Annotated in this window: 17 protein-coding genes and 1 pseudogene; 6 read left to right on the top strand and 12 right to left on the bottom strand. The window is 70.0% G+C overall.

The window, feature by feature from the left end; genetic code table 11:
• Positions 1 to 56 precede the first annotated feature (56 nt).
• Together GAS53_RS40285 and GAS53_RS40280 are read right to left on the bottom strand one after the other, a co-directional pair.
• Entirely contained in the window at positions 57 to 1076 is a 1020-nt protein-coding gene (locus tag GAS53_RS40285) for an aldo/keto reductase (protein WP_151482715.1), read from the bottom strand.
• 72 nt (positions 1077 to 1148) lie between these two features.
• Positions 1149 to 1475 (bottom strand): nuclear transport factor 2 family protein, encoded by a 327-nt coding sequence (locus GAS53_RS40280; RefSeq protein ID WP_151482714.1) that lies wholly within the window; start codon positions 1473 to 1475, stop codon positions 1149 to 1151.
• Between the two features lie 164 nt (positions 1476 to 1639).
• Between GAS53_RS40280 and GAS53_RS40275 the strand changes: the two genes are divergently transcribed.
• Positions 1640 to 2209, top strand: a complete 570-nt coding sequence (locus tag GAS53_RS40275; protein ID WP_151482713.1) for a DoxX family membrane protein — start codon at positions 1640 to 1642, stop codon at positions 2207 to 2209.
• A 97-nt stretch (positions 2210 to 2306) separates the two neighbouring features.
• Complete coding sequence (locus tag GAS53_RS40270) at positions 2307 to 2648, top strand: MazG-like family protein (protein WP_151482712.1); 342 nt, start codon at positions 2307 to 2309, stop codon at positions 2646 to 2648.
• A 96-nt stretch (positions 2649 to 2744) separates the two neighbouring features.
• On the opposite strand, the gene GAS53_RS40265 is transcribed toward GAS53_RS40270, so the two are convergent.
• From GAS53_RS40265 to GAS53_RS40245, 5 genes are all read right to left on the bottom strand, one after another.
• Positions 2745 to 3989 (bottom strand): GTP-binding protein, encoded by a 1245-nt coding sequence (locus GAS53_RS40265; protein WP_151482711.1) that lies wholly within the window; start codon positions 3987 to 3989, stop codon positions 2745 to 2747.
• 155 nt (positions 3990 to 4144) lie between these two features.
• Positions 4145 to 4861, bottom strand: coding sequence for a response regulator (locus GAS53_RS40260; protein WP_151482710.1), 717 nt, complete (start codon positions 4859 to 4861; stop codon positions 4145 to 4147).
• Between the two features lie 14 nt (positions 4862 to 4875).
• Entirely contained in the window at positions 4876 to 6129 is a 1254-nt protein-coding gene (locus GAS53_RS40255) for an RNA-guided endonuclease InsQ/TnpB family protein (protein ID WP_151482709.1), read from the bottom strand.
• A 404-nt stretch (positions 6130 to 6533) separates the two neighbouring features.
• Positions 6534 to 7220: an ABC transporter ATP-binding protein gene (locus GAS53_RS40250; RefSeq protein WP_151482708.1), complete on the bottom strand. Its 687-nt coding sequence runs from the start codon at positions 7218 to 7220 to the stop codon at positions 6534 to 6536.
• A 116-nt stretch (positions 7221 to 7336) separates the two neighbouring features.
• Positions 7337 to 7702: a DUF4333 domain-containing protein gene (locus GAS53_RS40245; protein ID WP_151482707.1), complete on the bottom strand. Its 366-nt coding sequence runs from the start codon at positions 7700 to 7702 to the stop codon at positions 7337 to 7339.
• Positions 7703 to 7855: 153 nt separating this feature from the next.
• On the opposite strand from GAS53_RS40245, the gene GAS53_RS40240 reads away from it, so the two are divergent.
• Positions 7856 to 9115: a sensor histidine kinase gene (locus tag GAS53_RS40240; protein WP_151482706.1), complete on the top strand. Its 1260-nt coding sequence runs from the start codon at positions 7856 to 7858 to the stop codon at positions 9113 to 9115.
• Between the two features lie 75 nt (positions 9116 to 9190).
• Here the strand turns inward: GAS53_RS40240 and GAS53_RS40235 are convergent, their stop codons facing one another.
• On the bottom strand, positions 9191 to 9679 hold the full coding sequence (locus tag GAS53_RS40235) for a MarR family winged helix-turn-helix transcriptional regulator (RefSeq protein WP_192583485.1): 489 nt from the start codon (positions 9677 to 9679) through the stop codon (positions 9191 to 9193).
• 103 nt (positions 9680 to 9782) lie between these two features.
• A complete protein-coding gene (locus GAS53_RS40230; protein WP_151482704.1) occupies positions 9783 to 10298 on the bottom strand; it encodes a YceI family protein in 516 nt (171 codons plus the stop codon).
• Positions 10299 to 10448: 150 nt separating this feature from the next.
• Between GAS53_RS40230 and GAS53_RS40225 the strand changes: the two genes are divergently transcribed.
• Positions 10449 to 10961, top strand: a complete 513-nt coding sequence (locus tag GAS53_RS40225) for a MarR family winged helix-turn-helix transcriptional regulator (RefSeq protein ID WP_151482703.1) — start codon at positions 10449 to 10451, stop codon at positions 10959 to 10961.
• A gap of 90 nt (positions 10962 to 11051) precedes the next feature.
• Here the strand turns inward: GAS53_RS40225 and GAS53_RS40220 are convergent, their stop codons facing one another.
• A complete protein-coding gene (locus GAS53_RS40220) occupies positions 11052 to 11846 on the bottom strand; it encodes a maleylpyruvate isomerase family mycothiol-dependent enzyme (protein WP_151482702.1) in 795 nt (264 codons plus the stop codon).
• 254 nt (positions 11847 to 12100) lie between these two features.
• Here GAS53_RS40220 and uvrA point away from each other — a divergent pair.
• A pseudogene (gene uvrA / locus GAS53_RS40215) lies at positions 12101 to 14934 on the top strand (excinuclease ABC subunit UvrA).
• A 200-nt stretch (positions 14935 to 15134) separates the two neighbouring features.
• Here the strand turns inward: uvrA and GAS53_RS40210 are convergent.
• Positions 15135 to 15719, bottom strand: a complete 585-nt coding sequence (locus GAS53_RS40210) for a DinB family protein (RefSeq protein ID WP_151482701.1) — start codon at positions 15717 to 15719, stop codon at positions 15135 to 15137.
• Positions 15720 to 15724: 5 nt separating this feature from the next.
• On the opposite strand from GAS53_RS40210, the gene GAS53_RS57810 reads away from it, so the two are divergent.
• Positions 15725 to 15853 carry a hypothetical protein gene (locus GAS53_RS57810; RefSeq protein WP_257548903.1) on the top strand — a complete coding sequence of 43 codons (129 nt, stop codon included), beginning with the start codon at positions 15725 to 15727 and terminating at the stop codon, positions 15851 to 15853.
• Positions 15854 to 15862: 9 nt separating this feature from the next.
• On the opposite strand, the gene GAS53_RS40205 is transcribed toward GAS53_RS57810, so the two are convergent.
• Positions 15863 to 16213, bottom strand: coding sequence for a hypothetical protein (locus tag GAS53_RS40205; RefSeq protein WP_151482700.1), 351 nt, complete (start codon positions 16211 to 16213; stop codon positions 15863 to 15865).
• Between the last annotated feature and the right edge of the window lie 139 nt (positions 16214 to 16352).

The raw sequence follows: 16352 nt of genomic DNA, 5'->3' as shown, positions 1-16352 counted from the left end.
TGGGACCGCGGGATAACGGCCCGGAGCCACGGAACGGCTGCCCCATAACGCCGCGCTCACCGGCCCAGGATGCCGTCGATCTCCGTCAACTGCTCTGCGGTGAGCGGTCCTTGGGCGAGGGCGCCGGCGTTCTCCTCGGCCTGTGCGACCGAGCGGAAGCCCGGGATGGGGACGGTGTGCGGGCTGCGTGCCCACAGCCAGGCGAGGGCGCCTTGGGCGAGCGTACGGCGGTCGCTGGTGAGGACGGACCGGAGGGCGTCGACGCGGGCGAGCCACTCCGGGTCGGCGCCGCCGCCGTCGCCGAAACCGGGTAGCCAGGCGGGCGGCCTGCTGCGGATGTCGCCCGCTTCGAGGGACTGGTCCGGCGCGCGCTTGCCGGTCAGCAACCCCATCGCCAGCGGGCTGCGGTTGATGCTCGCGAGCCCCAACTCCTCGCAGAGCGCCAGCATTTCGGGCGCGTCCTGAAGGACGTTGAGGCGGTGCTGCACCGCCGCGCAGTGCGGACCTTGCGCGAAGACGGCGGCCCGCTCCGGGTCGTCGGTGCTCCAGGCGTACGCGCGGACGAGCCCCTCGCGTACGAACTCCTCGCAGGCGTCACGGAGTTGGGCGGCGCGGTCCGGGTCGGCGTCGGAGATGTGCAGCTGGTACAGGTCGATGTGGTCGGTGGCCAGACGCCGCAGTGAGGCGGTCAGCGCGCGGCGGGCGTGGGCCGGAGAGTCGTCGGTGCCCGTGAGCAGCCGGCGTTCCTCGTCGAAGACGTTGCCCCACTTGGTGGCGACCACCACGTCGGCCCGCCGCTTGCCGAGCGCCCGCGCGAGGACACGCTCACTGTGCCCGGTGCCGTACGCGTCCGCCGTGTCGAAGAACGTCACGCCCAGGTCGAGGGCGCAGCGCACCGCCCGTACGGACTCGTCGTCGTCGACCTTGCCCCAGCCCAGGGGCTGCCCGTCGGGGGTCTGCCACTCGCCGCCGATGGCCCAGCAGCCGAAACCGAGGGCGCTCACCTCGATACCGCTGCGCCCCAGGGTCCTGCGCCCGTCACTACCCGTACCGCCCAGACTTCCGCTGCTCTCCATGCCTACGGACGCTAGGAGTTGGAGAGCACACGAAGGCAAGACCCCGGCGGTGGGTTGTGACGGTTGCCGCGGCTACGCCTGGCCGGTCTCGAAGCGGGTGATCCTGCCGGCGTCGTCGACGGTGAAGCTCCACCTCGTCCGCATCTCGCCCCAGGCGTCGTTGCTGTAGCGGGCGGTGAGGGCGAGGCCGCCGTCCGACTCGTTGTCGACCTCCATGTGGCCGTGGGAGTCGAAGATCTCCCGCTCGGTCCAGTCGTCGAGGTCACGGTCCGAGCCGTCGTCGGACATGGTCGCGCCGGGTGCGAGTACGGCCCGGAAGGCGTCCCGGTCGTGAGCGTTCACGGCGCTGACGAAGTCCCGGACGGCCGGGTTGCTGAGCTTGGCTACCTGAATCGTCATGTCCGACAGACTCACACCGCTCCGGCGGCCCCGCCACCCGAACGGCCGCGCGGGCCAGGGCCCGGGTGACTGTTCGGTGCGACGGTGGGCAGGCGGCGTACGAGACAAAAGGGACTGTTCGAGTGGGAATGGTCGGCAGTGATATTCGAGGAGTGACGAGAACCGTGGCCTCTTTCGACCGACGTGATCTGGGACTGCTGCTGCTCCGCCTCGGCACGGGCGGGGTGCTGGCCGCGCACGGGGCGCAGAAGCTCTTCGGCTGGTTCGGCGGGGGCGGGCTCTCCGGGACCGGCCAGTTCATGGAGTCCGTGGGATACGCGCCCGGCAAGGCGAGCGCTGCCGCGGCGGGCCTGGCGGAGACGGGCGGCGGTACGCTCCTCGCGCTGGGCCTCGCGACCCCGGCGGCCGGCGCCGCCGCGGCGGGAGCGATGGCGGGCGCGTCCGCGGTGCACGCGCCGAACGGCTTCTTCAACCAGAACGGCGGCTACGAGCACGCCGCGTCCCTGGGTCTCGCGGCGGCGGGTCTCGCCGTGGCGGGCCCCGGCCGGCTCTCCCTCGACCACACCCTCGGCCACACGGTCGACCGTAGCTGGATGGTGCCGGTCGCCCTCGCGGGGACGGCCGCCGCGACGCTGGCGGTGGTGGGGGCGCGCACCATGCGGGTGCGGCGCGAAAAGGAGGGCGAGCAGGGGGAGTTGTTCGACGAGGAGGGCGTGGCCGCGTACGGCGCGTAGGGCGGAGATAAAGGCACCGGTCCTCACCGGCCTCGGCACCGGTCCTGACGCGGCCGGGCTCATGGCGGGCTGCTCGCCTCATGACAGGCTGATCGCCATGAGCGACGACGATCTCTGGGAGTCCATCGGCCGCCTCCAGGACTGGCTGGCGAGCGCCCAGCCCGCCCGTCCTCCCCAGGAGGCCCTGCTCCTGCGGATGCTGAAGCTCTCGGAGGAGGTCGGCGAGGTCGCCGAGGCGGTGATCGGCGCCACCGGCCAGAACCCGCGCAAGGGCACGTCGCACACCTGGGACGACGTCCAGTCGGAACTGTGCGACGTGATCATCACGGCTGCGGTGGCCCTCCGGGCCCTGACGCCGGAAGCTCGCGAGGTCTTCACCTCTCACTTGGCACGCGTGATGGACCGCTCGCTGCGTCCAGGACGACTCCCTCAGCCCTGAGCACTCCGCCGGAAGGGCCGTTCGATACCTGCGGGCCGTCCGTGGCTGGTCGCGCAGTTCCCCGCGCCCCTTAAGGGCGCTGTACCGCACCGGAATTCACTCGTGCTCGCAGGCGTCGTCGATGCCCGAGGTGTCCCAGGCGGGGAACGGGTCGGCGGGCGGGAGTCTTTCGCCGTCGGTCATGAGGCAGCGCGTCAGGGCCGCCCGCAGCGGCTCGGCGCGCAGTCCGGCGCCGATGAAGACCAGTTCCTGGCCCTGGGCGGCCTCCGGGTCCTGGGCGCCCGACGGTTCGAAGCGGGCCACGGAACCGGCCTGCGACCACAGACCGGTCACGTACGGGCGGCTGGCCAGCCAGAAGAAGCCCTTCGAGCGCAGGACCCGGCCGAAGGCCCCGCTGTCGAGTTCCTCGGTGACGAAGTCCCACAACCGGCCGGGGTGGAAGGGCAGTTCGGATCGGAAGACCGTGCTGGAGATGCCGTACTCCTCGGTCTCCGGCACGTGTTCGCCGTTGAGCTCCATGACCCAGCCCGGCGCTTGCTGGGCCCGCTCCAGGTCGAACAGGCCCGTGCCGAGTACCTCGCCCAGGTCGACGCGGCCGAGGGTGGCCGGGACGACACGGGCGACCGGGTTGAGGCGGGTCAGCGTGGCCCGCAGCCGGTCGGCGGTCTCCGTGTCGACGAGGTCGAGCTTGTTGAGGACGATGACGTCGGCGAACTCGACCTGGTCCACGAGCAGATCGCTCACGGTGCGTTCGTCGTCCTCGAACGGCGCGAGACCCCGCTCGGCGAGTTCGTCCCCGTCCGCCAGCTCCGGCAGGAAGTTCACGGCGTCGACCACGGTGACCATGGTGTCGAGGCGCGCCAGGTCGCCGAGCGTGGCGCCGTCGTCGCGCGGGAAGGCGAAGGTGGCGGCAACGGGGAGTGGTTCCGAGATGCCGCTCGACTCGATGAGCAGGTGGTCGAAACGGCCTTCGCGGGCCAGCCGGTCGATCTCCTCCAGCAGGTCGTCGCGCAGGGTGCAGCAGATGCAGCCGTTGGTCATCTCGACCAGCCGCTCCTCGGTGCGCGACAGGGCGGCCTCGCCGCCGCGCACGAGCGCGGCGTCGATGTTGATCTCGCTCATGTCGTTCACGATGACCGCGACGCGCAGGCCCTCGCGGTTGCCGAGGACGTGGTTGAGCAGGGTGGTCTTGCCGGCGCCGAGAAATCCGGAGAGCACCGTCACCGGGAGCCGAAAGTCGCGCTCGCGGCCGCGCTCGTGGTCACGGTCGCGCTCGTGGTCACGGTGGCTCTCGCGCTCGTGGTCACGGTGGCGGTCGCGGGCGGCCTCGGGGGCGGTCATGGCACTCTCCTGGTCGGGTCACGGCCGCTGTTCCGCTTCCGCGGCGGGTCGGTCCCCTGGTCCGGCTGGGCGACGCACACGCTACATGAAAATGGGTCCCATTTACATTGGCAGGGGTGTGGGCGTGGGCAACCGGCTCCCGCGCCGCACCGCGCTCAGGACGACGGGCCGTCGGCGTGGCCCGTCCGCCAGGCCCACGCCGCGATCTCCACACGGTTCCGGGCGGAGAGCTTGAGCTGGACGCTGGTGAGGTGCGTCTTCACGGTCGAGAGGGAGACGAACAGGGACGCGGCGATCTCGGCGTTGGTGTGACCGAGGGCGACCAGGCGTACGACGTCCAACTCACGGTCGGTCAGGGGCTCTTGGGGCTCCGAGGGCACGGACGCGGCGGGTACCTGTGCCTGATCGTCCTTCGTCCGCGGCTGCGTCTGGGCGGCGGTGACGTGCTTGAGGAGGCGCACAGTGACCGACGGGGACACCAGCGAGTCGCCGACTGCCGCGGCGCGGACGGCCTCGGCGAGCAGGGTCGGCCCGGAGTCCTTGAGCAGGAAGCCGCAGGCACCGCCGTTCAGGGCACCGTAGACGTACTCGTCGAGGTCGAAGGTGGTGACCACGACGACCCGCATCGGGTCCGCGACGTCCGGTCCGGCCAGCAGACGGGTGGCTGCCAGCCCGTCCAGCTTCGGCATCCGGATGTCCAGCAGACAGACGTCAGGCCGCAGCCGCCGGGCCAGTGTCACGGCCTCCTCCCCGTCGGAGGCCTCGGCCACCACGGTGATGTCCGGCTGAGCGTCGAGGAAGAAGCGGAATCCCGTACGGACCATGTCCTGGTCGTCGGCGATCAGAACACGGATCGGGGCGCGGTCGGTCATGGACGCATCTTGCATCAACTACACCGGGGCCGAAATCCCGGGCTTGCACAACGGGCGTCACTGGTGGTGACGTGCCGTTTGCGTCCAGTCCCACCCTTGGGGTCGGGGGGTGGGGCAGGGGCCGTTGACGAGGCCCCGCGTCGCCACAACGCCCACGCACGAGCGCGGATGTTGCGGGAGCCGTTCCGGTCTGCGTGATCAACGAATCCGCAGGACCGGCACACGAAGCGGGCCTGGGATACCCGGTTCGCCTTGTCGATGTGCCCGCACTCGGCGCAGGTGCGCGAGGTGTACGCCGGATCGACGTACACCACTGGCACCCCGGCCTTGCGGGCCTTGTACGCGATGAACTCCCCGAGTTGGTGAAAGCTCCAAGAGTGGAGGGTGGCCCGTTGGGGCTTACGAAGCCGTACCCGCTCGCGGATGCCCATCAGGTTCTCCAGGGCGACTCCACGACCGGTGCGTTCAGCCTCGGCCACCACATGTTTCGCGATCTTGTGGTTGATGTCCTTGGCCCGCCGGGCCTCCTTGCGCCGCCGCTTCTTCAACCGGCGTTTGGCGGACGGGGTGTTCTTCTTCCGGAGCTTGGTGCGCAGGCCCCGCTCGCGGACCCGGATCCGGTTGAGTTCCCGCCCGGCCAGAATCTCGCCGTCCGAGGTGGTGGCGATGTTCACGATCCCCAGGTCGACGCCGAGGAAGTCGACCGGCTCCGCGTTCGGCTCGGCCTCGGGGATCTCGCAGGTGGCAAGCAGGAACCACATGCCGTCCCGCTCCACCAGGTCCGACTCGCCCTTGCGGTACAGGGCCAGGGTAGCCAGCTGCCCGGGCGAAGCGGTGAAGGCCACGCTCTTCATCCGGCCGCCGGTGGTCCAGATCGACACCGTGCGGTCGGCGATCTGCCAGGACAGCATCCGGTCGTCATAGGGCTGGGCACCGGAGGGACGGAAGACGACCGGCTTCCCGGCGGCCCGCCGGTAGCGCTGCGAGCCGGGGCGGCCCAGACGTCCCGCCCTCAGGTTCGCCTTCAGCGTGGCGTAGGCGTCGCAAGTCTTCTTGATCACGTGTTGGGCGGCCTGCGCCCCCAGGTTCCACTGGGTCTTGATCTGCTCGTAGGTGTGCTGGCGCAGGGCGAAGTTCTTGAACTCGGCGCGCGCGAAGGCCACTTCGCTCACCCAGTCGGCGGCCTCGTTGCAGGCGTGCAGGGTCGCCTCGAGTGCTGCCGCCTGCAGAGGCGTCGGCAGCAGCTTGACCTGCACCACCAGCTTCACGATCACCGAACGTACACACCCGTACGACCCTCCACAGCACGTTCCCCACCTCTCACCCCATCGAGTGAACGCGCCACCGTGTGTGCGCCTCACCGGCACCGCAGTACACAGCACCCGGCGGCTCCGCGGTCGGGCCGTCATGGTCCCGGCGGGCAAGACCAGTGGGACCACAGTCTCGCGGACCCTGGCCCCGTCCAGCACCCGCAGCGGGGTACCGGCGAGCCGGCTCCGGAGGTACGGATCAGGGGTGGGCGGACTGAGCGGGAGCTGCGGTTGGGGCATGAGGCTTGAGCGCTGGGTGTTGACTGCGGGTTGGTGGGGGCTGGTCGCGCAGTTCCTCGCGCCCCTATCGGGGCGGAGGTCGCCGCACCTCGAAAGGCAGGCCATCGCGAACCCGACACGAATCAGGGAACCACCGTGTACTGGCTGTGCCCGTGCACCAGCCCGTCGCGGACCTGGAGGATCCGGTCGCAGTGGGCGGCGACGTCCGCGTCGTGCGTGACCATGACCAGCGAGGCGCCCTGCTCGCGGGTGACGAGGGTGAGCAACCGGATGACTTCCTCGCCGGTGGACTGGTCCAGCGCCCCGGTCGGCTCGTCGGCGAAGACCACGTCCGGATCGACCACCAGCGCGCGGGCGATCGCCACCCGCTGGGCCTGTCCGCCGGACAGTTGCCCGGGGCGACGCGGCTCCAGTCCGTCCAGGCCGAGCGGCGCGAACCAGCGGCGGGCCCGGGCCACCGCCTCCTTGCGGGGTATGCCCTCCAGCATCAGCGGCAGGGCGACGTTCTCCTCGGCCGGCAGCTCGGGCAGCAGCTGGCCGAACTGGAAGACGAAGCCGAAGCGCTTCCGGCGCAGTGCGCTGAGCCGGTTCTCGCCCCAATTGTCGATACGTTCGCCGCGCAGCAGGACCTGCCCGCCGTCCGGGCGGATGATCCCGGCGAGGGTGTGCAGGAGCGTCGACTTGCCGGACCCGGAAGGGCCCATGATGGCCAGCGACTCGCGCTCGCCGACCTCGACGTCGACCCCGGCGAGGGCCGTGGCGGTCGCGTATTTCTTGACCAGGCCGAGCCCGGACAGGACGGTTCCCATGATCGTGTGCTGTTCCCTTCTCGGTGCTTCTCTCGGTGCTTCCAGGTACGCCGGTCTCGGTGCTTCCAGGTACGCCAGTGCGCTTCTCGATGCCCGGCTCCGTGCCCGTGCCTGTCTCAGCGCTCGAACTTCCAAGTGATCGACGTGTCACCGGCCTTGACGACACGCACCGGGATCTCCACCCACTTGCCGTCCGCCTTCGCGGTGCAGGTGATGCCGGCGCCGGTCACCGCCTTCAGCCCGCTCGGGCAGGACACGGGGCCGATGTCGCGGCCGACCCAGGGCAGCGGCTGGTACTTGGACCCGATGCGGCCCTCGACGATGTCGGCGCTGAGGGCCTTGTGGCCGTCCACCGTCACGGCGGTGTAGCGGTCGAGACCCGTGGTCGACTGGGTGCCGCTGACCGCGTAGGTCACGCCGGCGCTGCCGCCGACGAGGGCGGTGGCCGTGACACCGATGACGATCATGTGCTTGCGCTGCATGGTGTTTCTCCTGAGGTCGGGGTTCTCGGTGTGCCTCGACTCTCGCCGCCGGACGGCACCCCGCACCTCGGCCGAACGGCCACTGTCCCGGGGCCGTGCGCACCGCCCGGTCGGCCGATCGGCCGATCCACCGCCCGACGGCTGCTCCGTACCGTGGTCGGCGTGAACCTCGTGCATGCGATCGACGACCCCACCGCGCCCCGCTCCCGCCGGCAGAGCTGCCTGCGTGCGGTGGGCGTCGCCGTCCTGGTCGCGCTGGCACTCGCGGACGTACTGATCGCCGGCTCCGGCGACAGCGCCCTCTGGCCGTTGTTCGTGGTCCTGCCGCTCGCTCTCACGGCAGTGCTCTGGCCCGCCGCCCGTCAGCCGGCCTGGCTCACCCCGCAGCTGCGTACGGCCGTGCCCGCGAGCGTTTCCCTGGTGATCACAGCCGTGGCCGCCCCGACCGGCCGGATGCAGCAGTTCGGCCCCGGTGAGAGCGCAATCATGCTCTGCCTGCTGCTGATCGCCGTCCGCGGCTGCCCGCCGCGCTGGGTGGTCATGTGCGCCGTACTGGACGGCGCAGCCACCATCGCCCTGCCGCTGCGCACGCTCCAGAACACCCTCGACAACAACGACGCGGGCAGCCTGCTCGGGGTCGCGCTGGTACTCCTGCTGCTGGTCGGCATCATGGCCGGGCTCGGCGGCTACCTGCGCTCCCTGGACCACCGGCGCGGGGTCGCGGTCACCGAGACCCGCCGCTCCGAGCGGCTCGCCATGGCGGCCGATCTGCACGACTTCGTCGCCCACCACGTCACCGGCATCCTGGTCCAGACGCAGGTGGCCCGCATGATGGCCGTCACCGAGCCCGAGAACCTGGACCCCGTCCTGGTGGGCATCGAGAACGCCGCCACCGAGGCGCTCGCCTCGATGCGCCGCACGGTCGGCATCCTGCGCGAGCGCCCGCGGGAGATGGCAGGACCGGAGCCCGCGGACCGGCACCCGGCGGCCGACCTGTCGGCGCTCGCGGACCTGGTCGAGGGCTTCGGCGGCTTCGTCGGACCGAAGGCCGTGCTGCACCGCGACCCGTCCGTGCCCGCGGGCCTGCCGCACGAGGTGCAGTCCGCCGCGCACCGTGTCGTCCAGGAGGCCCTGACGAACGTACGCCGTCACGCGGCCGACGCCACCGAGGTCACCGTCGGCCTGACGTACGAGGACGGCATGCTGCGCGTGCTGGTACGCGACGACGGCCGCGGCGGCGCCCAGATGCCGCACGCCGCGCGCGGTGGCGGCTTCGGCATCGTCGGCCTCACCGAACGCGTCACCGCCCTCGGCGGCGAACTGCTCACCGGCCCGCGCCCGGGAAGCGCCGGCTGGGAGGTCATGGCCCTGCTCCCCACGGCGGGGACGGGCGCGAAGCGACTCGCCCTTTGAAGCCCCGTGAAGCTCATCGAACCCGTGAAGCCCGTGAGGCCCCTGAGCCCCTAAATTCTCAAGCCCCTTGGAGAGTCAGCCGGGCGGCAGGCAGTGGTCGTCCGGTGCGACGGTCCGCCAGATGCGGCGGCCGATGTCGCGCAGTTGCCGCTGTTGGGCCATGGTCAGCGGTTCGAAGACGTAACGGCTCACGGCGTCCGCGTGCCCGGGAGCGGTGGCGACGACCTTGTCCCAGCCGGCGTCCGTCAGGATGGCGAGGGTGTAGCGGCCGTCGGCCGGATCGGGCGTACGGCGCACCCAGTCGCTCTTCTCCAGCCGCTTGACCAGGTGCGAAAGGCGTGAAAGCGACGTGCCCGTGTAGCCGGCGACCACGCTCATCCGCATCGTGCGCTCCGGCGCCTCGGACAGCATCGCCATCACCTGGTACTCGACATGGCTGACCCCGGCATCGCGCTGCAACTGCGCGTCGAGCACGCCCGGCAGCCTGACCAGCACACCGGCCAGCGCGTGCCAGGCCTCCCTCTCGCCGTCGGTCAGCCGGCGAGGCTCCTGCGGGGTCTTCATGACCGCCACTTTAACGTGACGGTTCAAGTGATCGGCCGCCCGAAAACCCCGCAGGCCGCGGAATACGTCTACGCCTGCGCTTCGCCTACGCCTTCGCCTACAACTACGCCGACGTACGCGTGAAGCGGAGCGTCGACGTGACCGTGGTCAGGCCGCGGATCATGCCCATCTGGTTCCAGCCCATGCCGAACTGCTCCCGGTCCACGGTGAAGTCCGCGGTGAGCGTGATCGCATCGGCGCTCGACTCGGTGACGCGGGCGGTGGCGGACTGCGGGCGGCTGATGCCGCGGACGGTCAGCTGGCCGGTGATCTCGACGGTGTCGTCCTGGCGGATCACGGCGTTGCGGACGGCGAAGATCAGGGAGGGGTGCCGCTCGGCGTCGAAGAAGTCGGCACTGCGCAGGTGCGTGTCGCGCTTGGCGTTCTTGGTGTCCAGGGAGGCGGCGTCCAGGGTGATGGTGCCGCGGGCGGTGCCGTCGGGCTGGACCTCGCCCTCGCCGGTGACACCGCCGAAGGTGCCCTTCACGGTGACCATGTTCCACATCGTCTTGTGCTTGATGGCGACGGTGGAACGGACGGTGTCGAGCTGCCACAGGCCGGTTTCTACGGCGACGGTCATGGGACTTCTCCTGACAGGTACAGGTGACGAACGGGGGACGAAACGGACGACCGGCGGCCGTCGGCTTGACCGTCCAGCCAGTCGTCCAAATTTGGATGACACCAAGCTAGCCGCTTATCCAAAAATGGACAACCGGTAGACTGTGACACCATGGCCGACTCTTTCGCCCCCGCTGATCAGCCCGAACGCGTACCGACGGGCGACGACGGGCTGCTGCCGGTCGAACTGAGGGCCTGGATGCGGCTGCTGGCCGCGGCCGGAGCGATCGAGCAGCAGCTGCGCTCGCGCGTCAAGGACGCCATGGGGGTCTCGCACGACGAGTTCCTGGTGCTGTGCCTGCTGGCCGACCAGCCCGGCTCCAGCCTGCGGATGACACGGATCGCGGAACTGCTGGGCCGCCCGAAGACGCGGCTGACCTATCAGGTCGCCTGCCTGCAGCACGCGGGGCTGATCACCAAGAACTCGGCGTGCGGCGACCGGCGCGGCATCGAGGTGACACTCACGGACAAGGCCCGGCGCCTGCTGAGCGAGTCCTCACGCCCGCTCGCCGACGCCGTCTCCGAGGCCATCTCACGGACGGCCTGCGCCCAGCGGTACACCCAACTGCACGACCTGCTGCCGGTGCCCCCGGACGCCGAGGAGCACGCCGAGAAGACCGAGTAGCGGAGCGGCAGAGCGAGAAAGGGCTGTGGCGCGGGGGCCGACCCCACGCCACAGCCCTTCTTGAACACCTGGCCATGAATACCTGGCGGCTCAGAAGCCGGGGAACACCTTGCGCAGGTCGGCCAGGGTCAGGCCGTCGCCGGTGAGGGTCACGCCGCTCGGTGTGTGCTCGGCCGCGTGGCGGCCGGTGACGAGTCGCAGCCACCACTCCGCCGGCGCGCTCAGCACGGCGTCGGGCTCGGCAGGCTCGTCGGTGAGCGCGACCGTGTCGCCCAGGTCCAGCCCGAAGGAGCGCGCGGGCGAGGTGGTCCGGACGGCGACGCGGGCGTGGCGGCCGCCCAGGGCGTCGGCCTTGCCGAGGAAGCCGATGAGCATGCCGACCTGGTCGAGGAGCGGCTCGGTCGCGGCCGGCGCCAGGGTCACCGTGCGGTCGAAGGCGACCTGCACGTCCCAGGAGTGGTGTGCGAACTCGCTGAGCCGCATGCAGGCCGCGGTGGCGACGTCCACGGGTGCGGGCAGGAAGCCGAGGTCGATCCGCAGCTCCTTGCGCGTCTGCGCGTCGAGGTCCCCGTAGGCGCGTACCAAGGCCTCGTTGGAGGTGACGAACGCTTCGGCCCGTTCGACCGGGGACCTCCCGTCCCAGCGCTCCCAGACCGATTTGTTGAAGTCCATGTCCGTCGGCCCGCTGCCGCTCAGCGCTCCCTCCAGGGTGGCCAGGCCTATCTCCGCGCCGCTGCCGAGGTGGCTGAGCACCTGCGACACGTCCCACTCCGATGCCCCGGAGGGCCGGGTGAGGTCGGCGGTGGCGAGGCCGTGCACGACGGTGGTGAGGTAGTCGTGTCCGCTGCGCAGGGCGTCGATGATCTGGTCGGCGCGATCGGTCATGTCTCAACTCCGAGGGAATGCGGGCGAATTAATGGCCGGGTCGGGCAAGAACCGGCGCCGGGACAGGGGCGCCGGTACAGGACTTCACACAGCGCTTAACTTGAACCTTCAAGCCAGAACGTAGGCCATTCGACTTGAACCGTCAATCAACCTGGGGCCGCCCCCGCCGGCGCCGTCAGGCCACCCCGCCGGACGGAAATAGTTGATAACGATTCGGCAACACCACGCCTCGTGGCGCGTTAGGGTCCGGACATGTGAAAGACCGACTCGTCGTCAAAGGCGCCCGTCAGCACAATCTCCGTGACATCTCTGTGGAGCTGCCCAGGGATTCCCTCATCGTTTTCACCGGCGTATCCGGTTCGGGAAAGTCGAGCCTGGCATTCGACACGATTTTCGCCGAGGGCCAGCGGCGTTATGTCGAGTCGCTCTCGTCGTACGCGCGGCAGTTTCTCGGGCAGCTCGACAAGCCCGATGTCGACGTCATCGAAGGCCTGTCACCGGCCATCGCCATCGACCAGAAGACCACCGGCCGCAATCCACGCTCCACGGTCGGCACCATCACGGAGGTCTACGACCATCTGCGTCTGCTGTACGCGCGGGTGGGCCGTCCTCACTGCCCGGAGTGCGGTGAGCCGGTCAGCCGTCAGACTCCGCAGCGGATCGTGGACCGGCTGCTGGCGAAGGGCGAGGGCGTACGGATCCAGGTGCTGGCGCCGGTCGTCCGTGACCGGAAGGGCGAACACGCCGAGGTCTTCCGGCAGTTGACGGCCGACGGCTTCAGCCGGGTCCGGTCGACGGCGTGGTGCACGCGCTGACGAAACCGCCGGTGCTGGACAAGCGCACGAAGCACTCGGTCGACGTCGTCGTGGACCGGCTGGCGGTGAAGGACGGTGTCCGGCAGCGGCTGACCGAGTCCGTGGAGACGGCGCTCGGGCTCACGGGCGGTGTCGTCTGCGTCGACTTCGTGGACCTCGACGCCGCCGATCCCGAGCGCGAGCTGCGGTTCTCGGAGAAGATGGCCTGTCCGCGCGCCCACGACCTAGGGCCTGTGGATCTGGAGCCGCGCCTGTTCTCCTTCAACACCCCCTGGGGCGCCTGCACCGAGTGCACCGGCCTCGGCTCGCGGACAGAGGTCGACCCCGAACTCGTCGTCCCCGACGGGGAGAAGTCCCTGGCCCAGGGCGCCATCGCACCGTGGACCTCCACCAGTGGCGCCGAGTACTTCACCCGGCTGCTCGAAGCGCTGGCCGCCGAGGTCGGCTTCAGCATGGCGACCCCGTGGCGCCAACTGCCCGCCGCCGTACGGAAAGTGGTGCTGCACGGGACGCCTCAGCAGCTCCACATCACGTACCGGAACCGGTTCGGCCGCGAGCGCTCCCATCTCACGCGGTACGAGGGTGTCCTCCCGCATGTCACGCGGCGGTACGCCCAGGAGGACGCCTCCCGGGAGCGGTTCGCCGGCTATATGCGCGAGGTGCCCTGCCCGGGCTGCGACGGGGCGCGGCTGAAGCCCGCCGTGCTGGCCGTCACCGTCGACGGACGCGGTATCGCCGAACTGACCGCGCTGCCGATCGACGAACTCGCGCGGTTCATGGGCGAGTTGGAGCTGACGGGCTGGGAGCAGCGGGTCGCCGAGGTGGTCCTCGTGGAGATCGGCGAGCGGCTGCGGTTCCTGCTCGACGTGGGCCTGGACTATCTGTCGCTGAACCGGCCCGCCGCGAGCCTGTCGGGCGGGGAGGCGCAGCGGATCCGGCTGGCCACGCAGATCGGTGCCGGTCTGGCCGGGGTGCTCTACGTACTGGACGAGCCGAGCGTCGGGCTGCACCAGCGGGACAACCAGCGGCTGATCGAGACCCTGCGGCGGCTGCGCGACCGGGGCAACACCGTGATCGTCGTCGAGCACGACGAGGACACCGTCAAGGTCGCCGACTGGGTGGTGGACATCGGCCCGGGAGCGGGCGAACACGGCGGACAGGTGGTGCACTCCGGCACGACGCGGGAGCTCCTGGACCACCCGACCTCCCTGACCGGCGCGTATCTGTCCGGCCGTCGGCGCATCCCGGTGCCCGAGCGGCGCCGCCCCCGAACCGTCGGCCGCGCGATCACCGTGCACGACGCCACCGAGCACAACCTGCGGGAGGTGTCGGTGTCGTTCCCGCTCGGTCAGTTCGTCGCGGTGACCGGCGTGTCGGGCTCAGGCAAGTCGACGCTGGTCAACGACATCCTCTACACCGCCCTGGCCAAACGGATCTACCGCGCCCACAAGGTGCCCGGCCGCCATCGCACCCTCACGGGCGTCGAGGAGATCGACAAGGTCGTCCAGGTCGACCAGTCCCCCATCGGCCGCAGCCCGCGGTCCAACCCGGCCACGTACACGGGCGTCTTCGATCATCTGCGCAAGCTGTTCGCGCAGACGCCGGAGGCCAAGGTGCGCGGCTACCAGCCGGGCCGGTTCTCCTTCAACCTCAAGGGCGGCCGCTGCGAGCACTGTTACGGCGACGGCACGATCAAGGTCGAGATGAACTTCCTGCCGGACGTGTATGTGCCGTGCGAGGTCTGCGGCGGGGCGCAGTACAACCGCGAGACGCTCGAAGTGAGTTACAAGGGCAGGTCCATAGCCGACGTCCTCGCCATGACGATCGAGGAAAGTCTGGACTTCCTGGACGGGCACGCGATCATCTCGCGCCACCTCAGGACCCTCCACGACGTCGGGCTGGGGTACGTGAAACTCGGCCAGCCCGCCACCACGCTGTCGGGCGGCGAGGCACAGCGCGTCAAACTCGCCACCGAACTGCAACGGCGTTCGAAGGGGCGCACGTTGTACGTCCTCGACGAGCCCACCACCGGTCTGCACACCGACGACGTCCGGCAGTTGCTGACCGTCCTCCATCGGCTCGTCGACCAGGGCAACACCGTCGTCGTGATCGAGCACAACCTCGACGTCGTCAAGACCGCCGACTGGATCGTCGACATGGGCCCCGAGGGCGGCCTGCGCGGCGGCACGATCGTGGCCCAGGGCACCCCGGAGGACGTCGCGGCCCAACCGGGCTCGTACACCGGGCAGTTCCTGCGACCGCTGCTGCCGTAAGGGTGTCGGGTGACTGGTTCCGGTGCCGGGTGACCGGTTCCGGTGCTTCGGTGGGCGGTTCCGGCCAACTGGTCGCTCCCGTCGCGCGGGGCATTGACGCCCCATCAGCCCCAGCCCAGGTTTCCGTCCGACTTGCCGAGCAGCGTCCGAAACGTCGGCGACGGATTGCCGCACGAACATCAAGTCACGTGAGACAACCTCTAAGCCTTGATCGGCGCGGCCGACCTGGCGGCCTGCTCGATCTTCGCGCAGTAGGCTGCACGGGCTTCCTCGTCGATCTGCTTCTCGTGTTCGGCGCGCACCCCGGTCCGGCCGTCGAGGCCCTCGCGCAGGATATCGGCGTGCCCGGCATGCCGGATGGACTCGCTGAGGACATGGACCATGACGGCGAACAGGTTCGTGTTGGGATAAGGCTCCGGCCACCACGGCACGTGTCCGGGGGCGTCGAGGGGAAGCTCGTTGATCGTCGCGTCCGAGTGTTCCCACGTGCGCCGGTAGAACCCGATGATCTGATCGCGGGTCTCGTCCTCGGTCGCCCACAGATCGCTGCCGTCGGAGTCCTGCCACCGGGGCAGCGGTTCCGCGGAAGGGCGGTCGAAGACCTCGCCGAAGTACCTGGCCTCGACGGTGGCCACGTGTTTGACCAGGCCGAGGAGGTTGGTCCCGGTCGCTGTCAAAGGTCGGCGGGCGTCGTATTCGGACAGGCCGTCGAGTTTCCAGAGCAACGCCTTGCGGTCCCGCCGCAGTCTCCCGTGCAGGTTGTCCTTCGCGAATTCATCGATCATGCGGCGTGAGCCTGCCATGGGCTGCTCGTGGTCTCAAGATCCCGTACGTGGTCCGCAACGACTGGCAGAGCCGAGGCCTGGCCATGGCCGCCGCCCTGACCTGCTACAAGAAGCTCGCGAAACTTGCCACGTGAGACAACCTCTCAGTGCTGCTCGCTCTCCGGCGAGTTGCCCGGGTCCTGGAGTTCACGCAGTGCCTCGTCGGCGGCGGTGATCTCCTGGTAGTACTGCCGGTGCACCTTGTATGTGCGGTCGAGCACGATCTTGTGGTACATCCCGGTCGGCTCGCCGAAACGGAAGTCGCGGGGGAGGCGCTGTACGCCGTCGCGGCCCACGATCAGGATTGCGCGATCAGTGGCCACGAACGTCCACACCCGCGCGGTGAACCACGAACCGGTCTGCGCGATGAATCCCGTCTGGATCTGCTCGCCGGGCTCCAGGTGAGGTGCGGCCCGCTCGGCGATCAGCTTGACCCGCCGTTCCTGGTAGCCCATGACTTCCCTCCGGAGCGAGACGTGCCCATATCGTAGGGCAGGCTGCCTGCGGGGGGACGTCCGATGGCGGCTTGAGTCCGCGGCGAACTCCAGCCTGTCGCCCACCGGGTTGAACGTGTGGAACCGCCGTCGGAGGACG

Origin of the sequence: Streptomyces albicerus, assembly GCF_008905045.1 — a bacterium.
GTDB classification, from domain to species: domain Bacteria; phylum Actinomycetota; class Actinomycetes; order Streptomycetales; family Streptomycetaceae; genus Streptomyces; species Streptomyces albicerus.
This window is presented reverse-complemented; position numbering and strand designations above follow the sequence as displayed.

Excerpts from the sequence above, each read along its gene's own strand:
- GAS53_RS40285 (WP_151482715.1), bottom strand. The coding sequence starts at position 1,076 with ATGGAGAGCAGCGGAAGTCTGGGCGGTACGGGTAGTGACGGGCGCAGG.
- GAS53_RS40280 (WP_151482714.1), bottom strand. The coding sequence starts at position 1,475 with ATGACGATTCAGGTAGCCAAGCTCAGCAACCCGGCCGTCCGGGACTTC.
- GAS53_RS40270 (WP_151482712.1), top strand. The coding sequence starts at position 2,307 with ATGAGCGACGACGATCTCTGGGAGTCCATCGGCCGCCTCCAGGACTGG.
- GAS53_RS40265 (WP_151482711.1), bottom strand. The coding sequence starts at position 3,989 with ATGACCGCCCCCGAGGCCGCCCGCGACCGCCACCGTGACCACGAGCGC.
- GAS53_RS40260 (WP_151482710.1), bottom strand. The coding sequence starts at position 4,861 with ATGACCGACCGCGCCCCGATCCGTGTTCTGATCGCCGACGACCAGGAC.
- GAS53_RS40250 (WP_151482708.1), bottom strand. The coding sequence starts at position 7,220 with ATGGGAACCGTCCTGTCCGGGCTCGGCCTGGTCAAGAAATACGCGACC.
- GAS53_RS40245 (WP_151482707.1), bottom strand. The coding sequence starts at position 7,702 with ATGCAGCGCAAGCACATGATCGTCATCGGTGTCACGGCCACCGCCCTC.
- GAS53_RS40235 (WP_192583485.1), bottom strand. The coding sequence starts at position 9,679 with ATGAAGACCCCGCAGGAGCCTCGCCGGCTGACCGACGGCGAGAGGGAG.
- GAS53_RS40230 (WP_151482704.1), bottom strand. The coding sequence starts at position 10,298 with ATGACCGTCGCCGTAGAAACCGGCCTGTGGCAGCTCGACACCGTCCGT.
- GAS53_RS40225 (WP_151482703.1), top strand. The coding sequence starts at position 10,449 with ATGGCCGACTCTTTCGCCCCCGCTGATCAGCCCGAACGCGTACCGACG.
- GAS53_RS40220 (WP_151482702.1), bottom strand. The coding sequence starts at position 11,846 with ATGACCGATCGCGCCGACCAGATCATCGACGCCCTGCGCAGCGGACAC.
- GAS53_RS40210 (WP_151482701.1), bottom strand. The coding sequence starts at position 15,719 with ATGATCGATGAATTCGCGAAGGACAACCTGCACGGGAGACTGCGGCGG.
- GAS53_RS40205 (WP_151482700.1), bottom strand. The coding sequence starts at position 16,213 with ATGGGCTACCAGGAACGGCGGGTCAAGCTGATCGCCGAGCGGGCCGCA.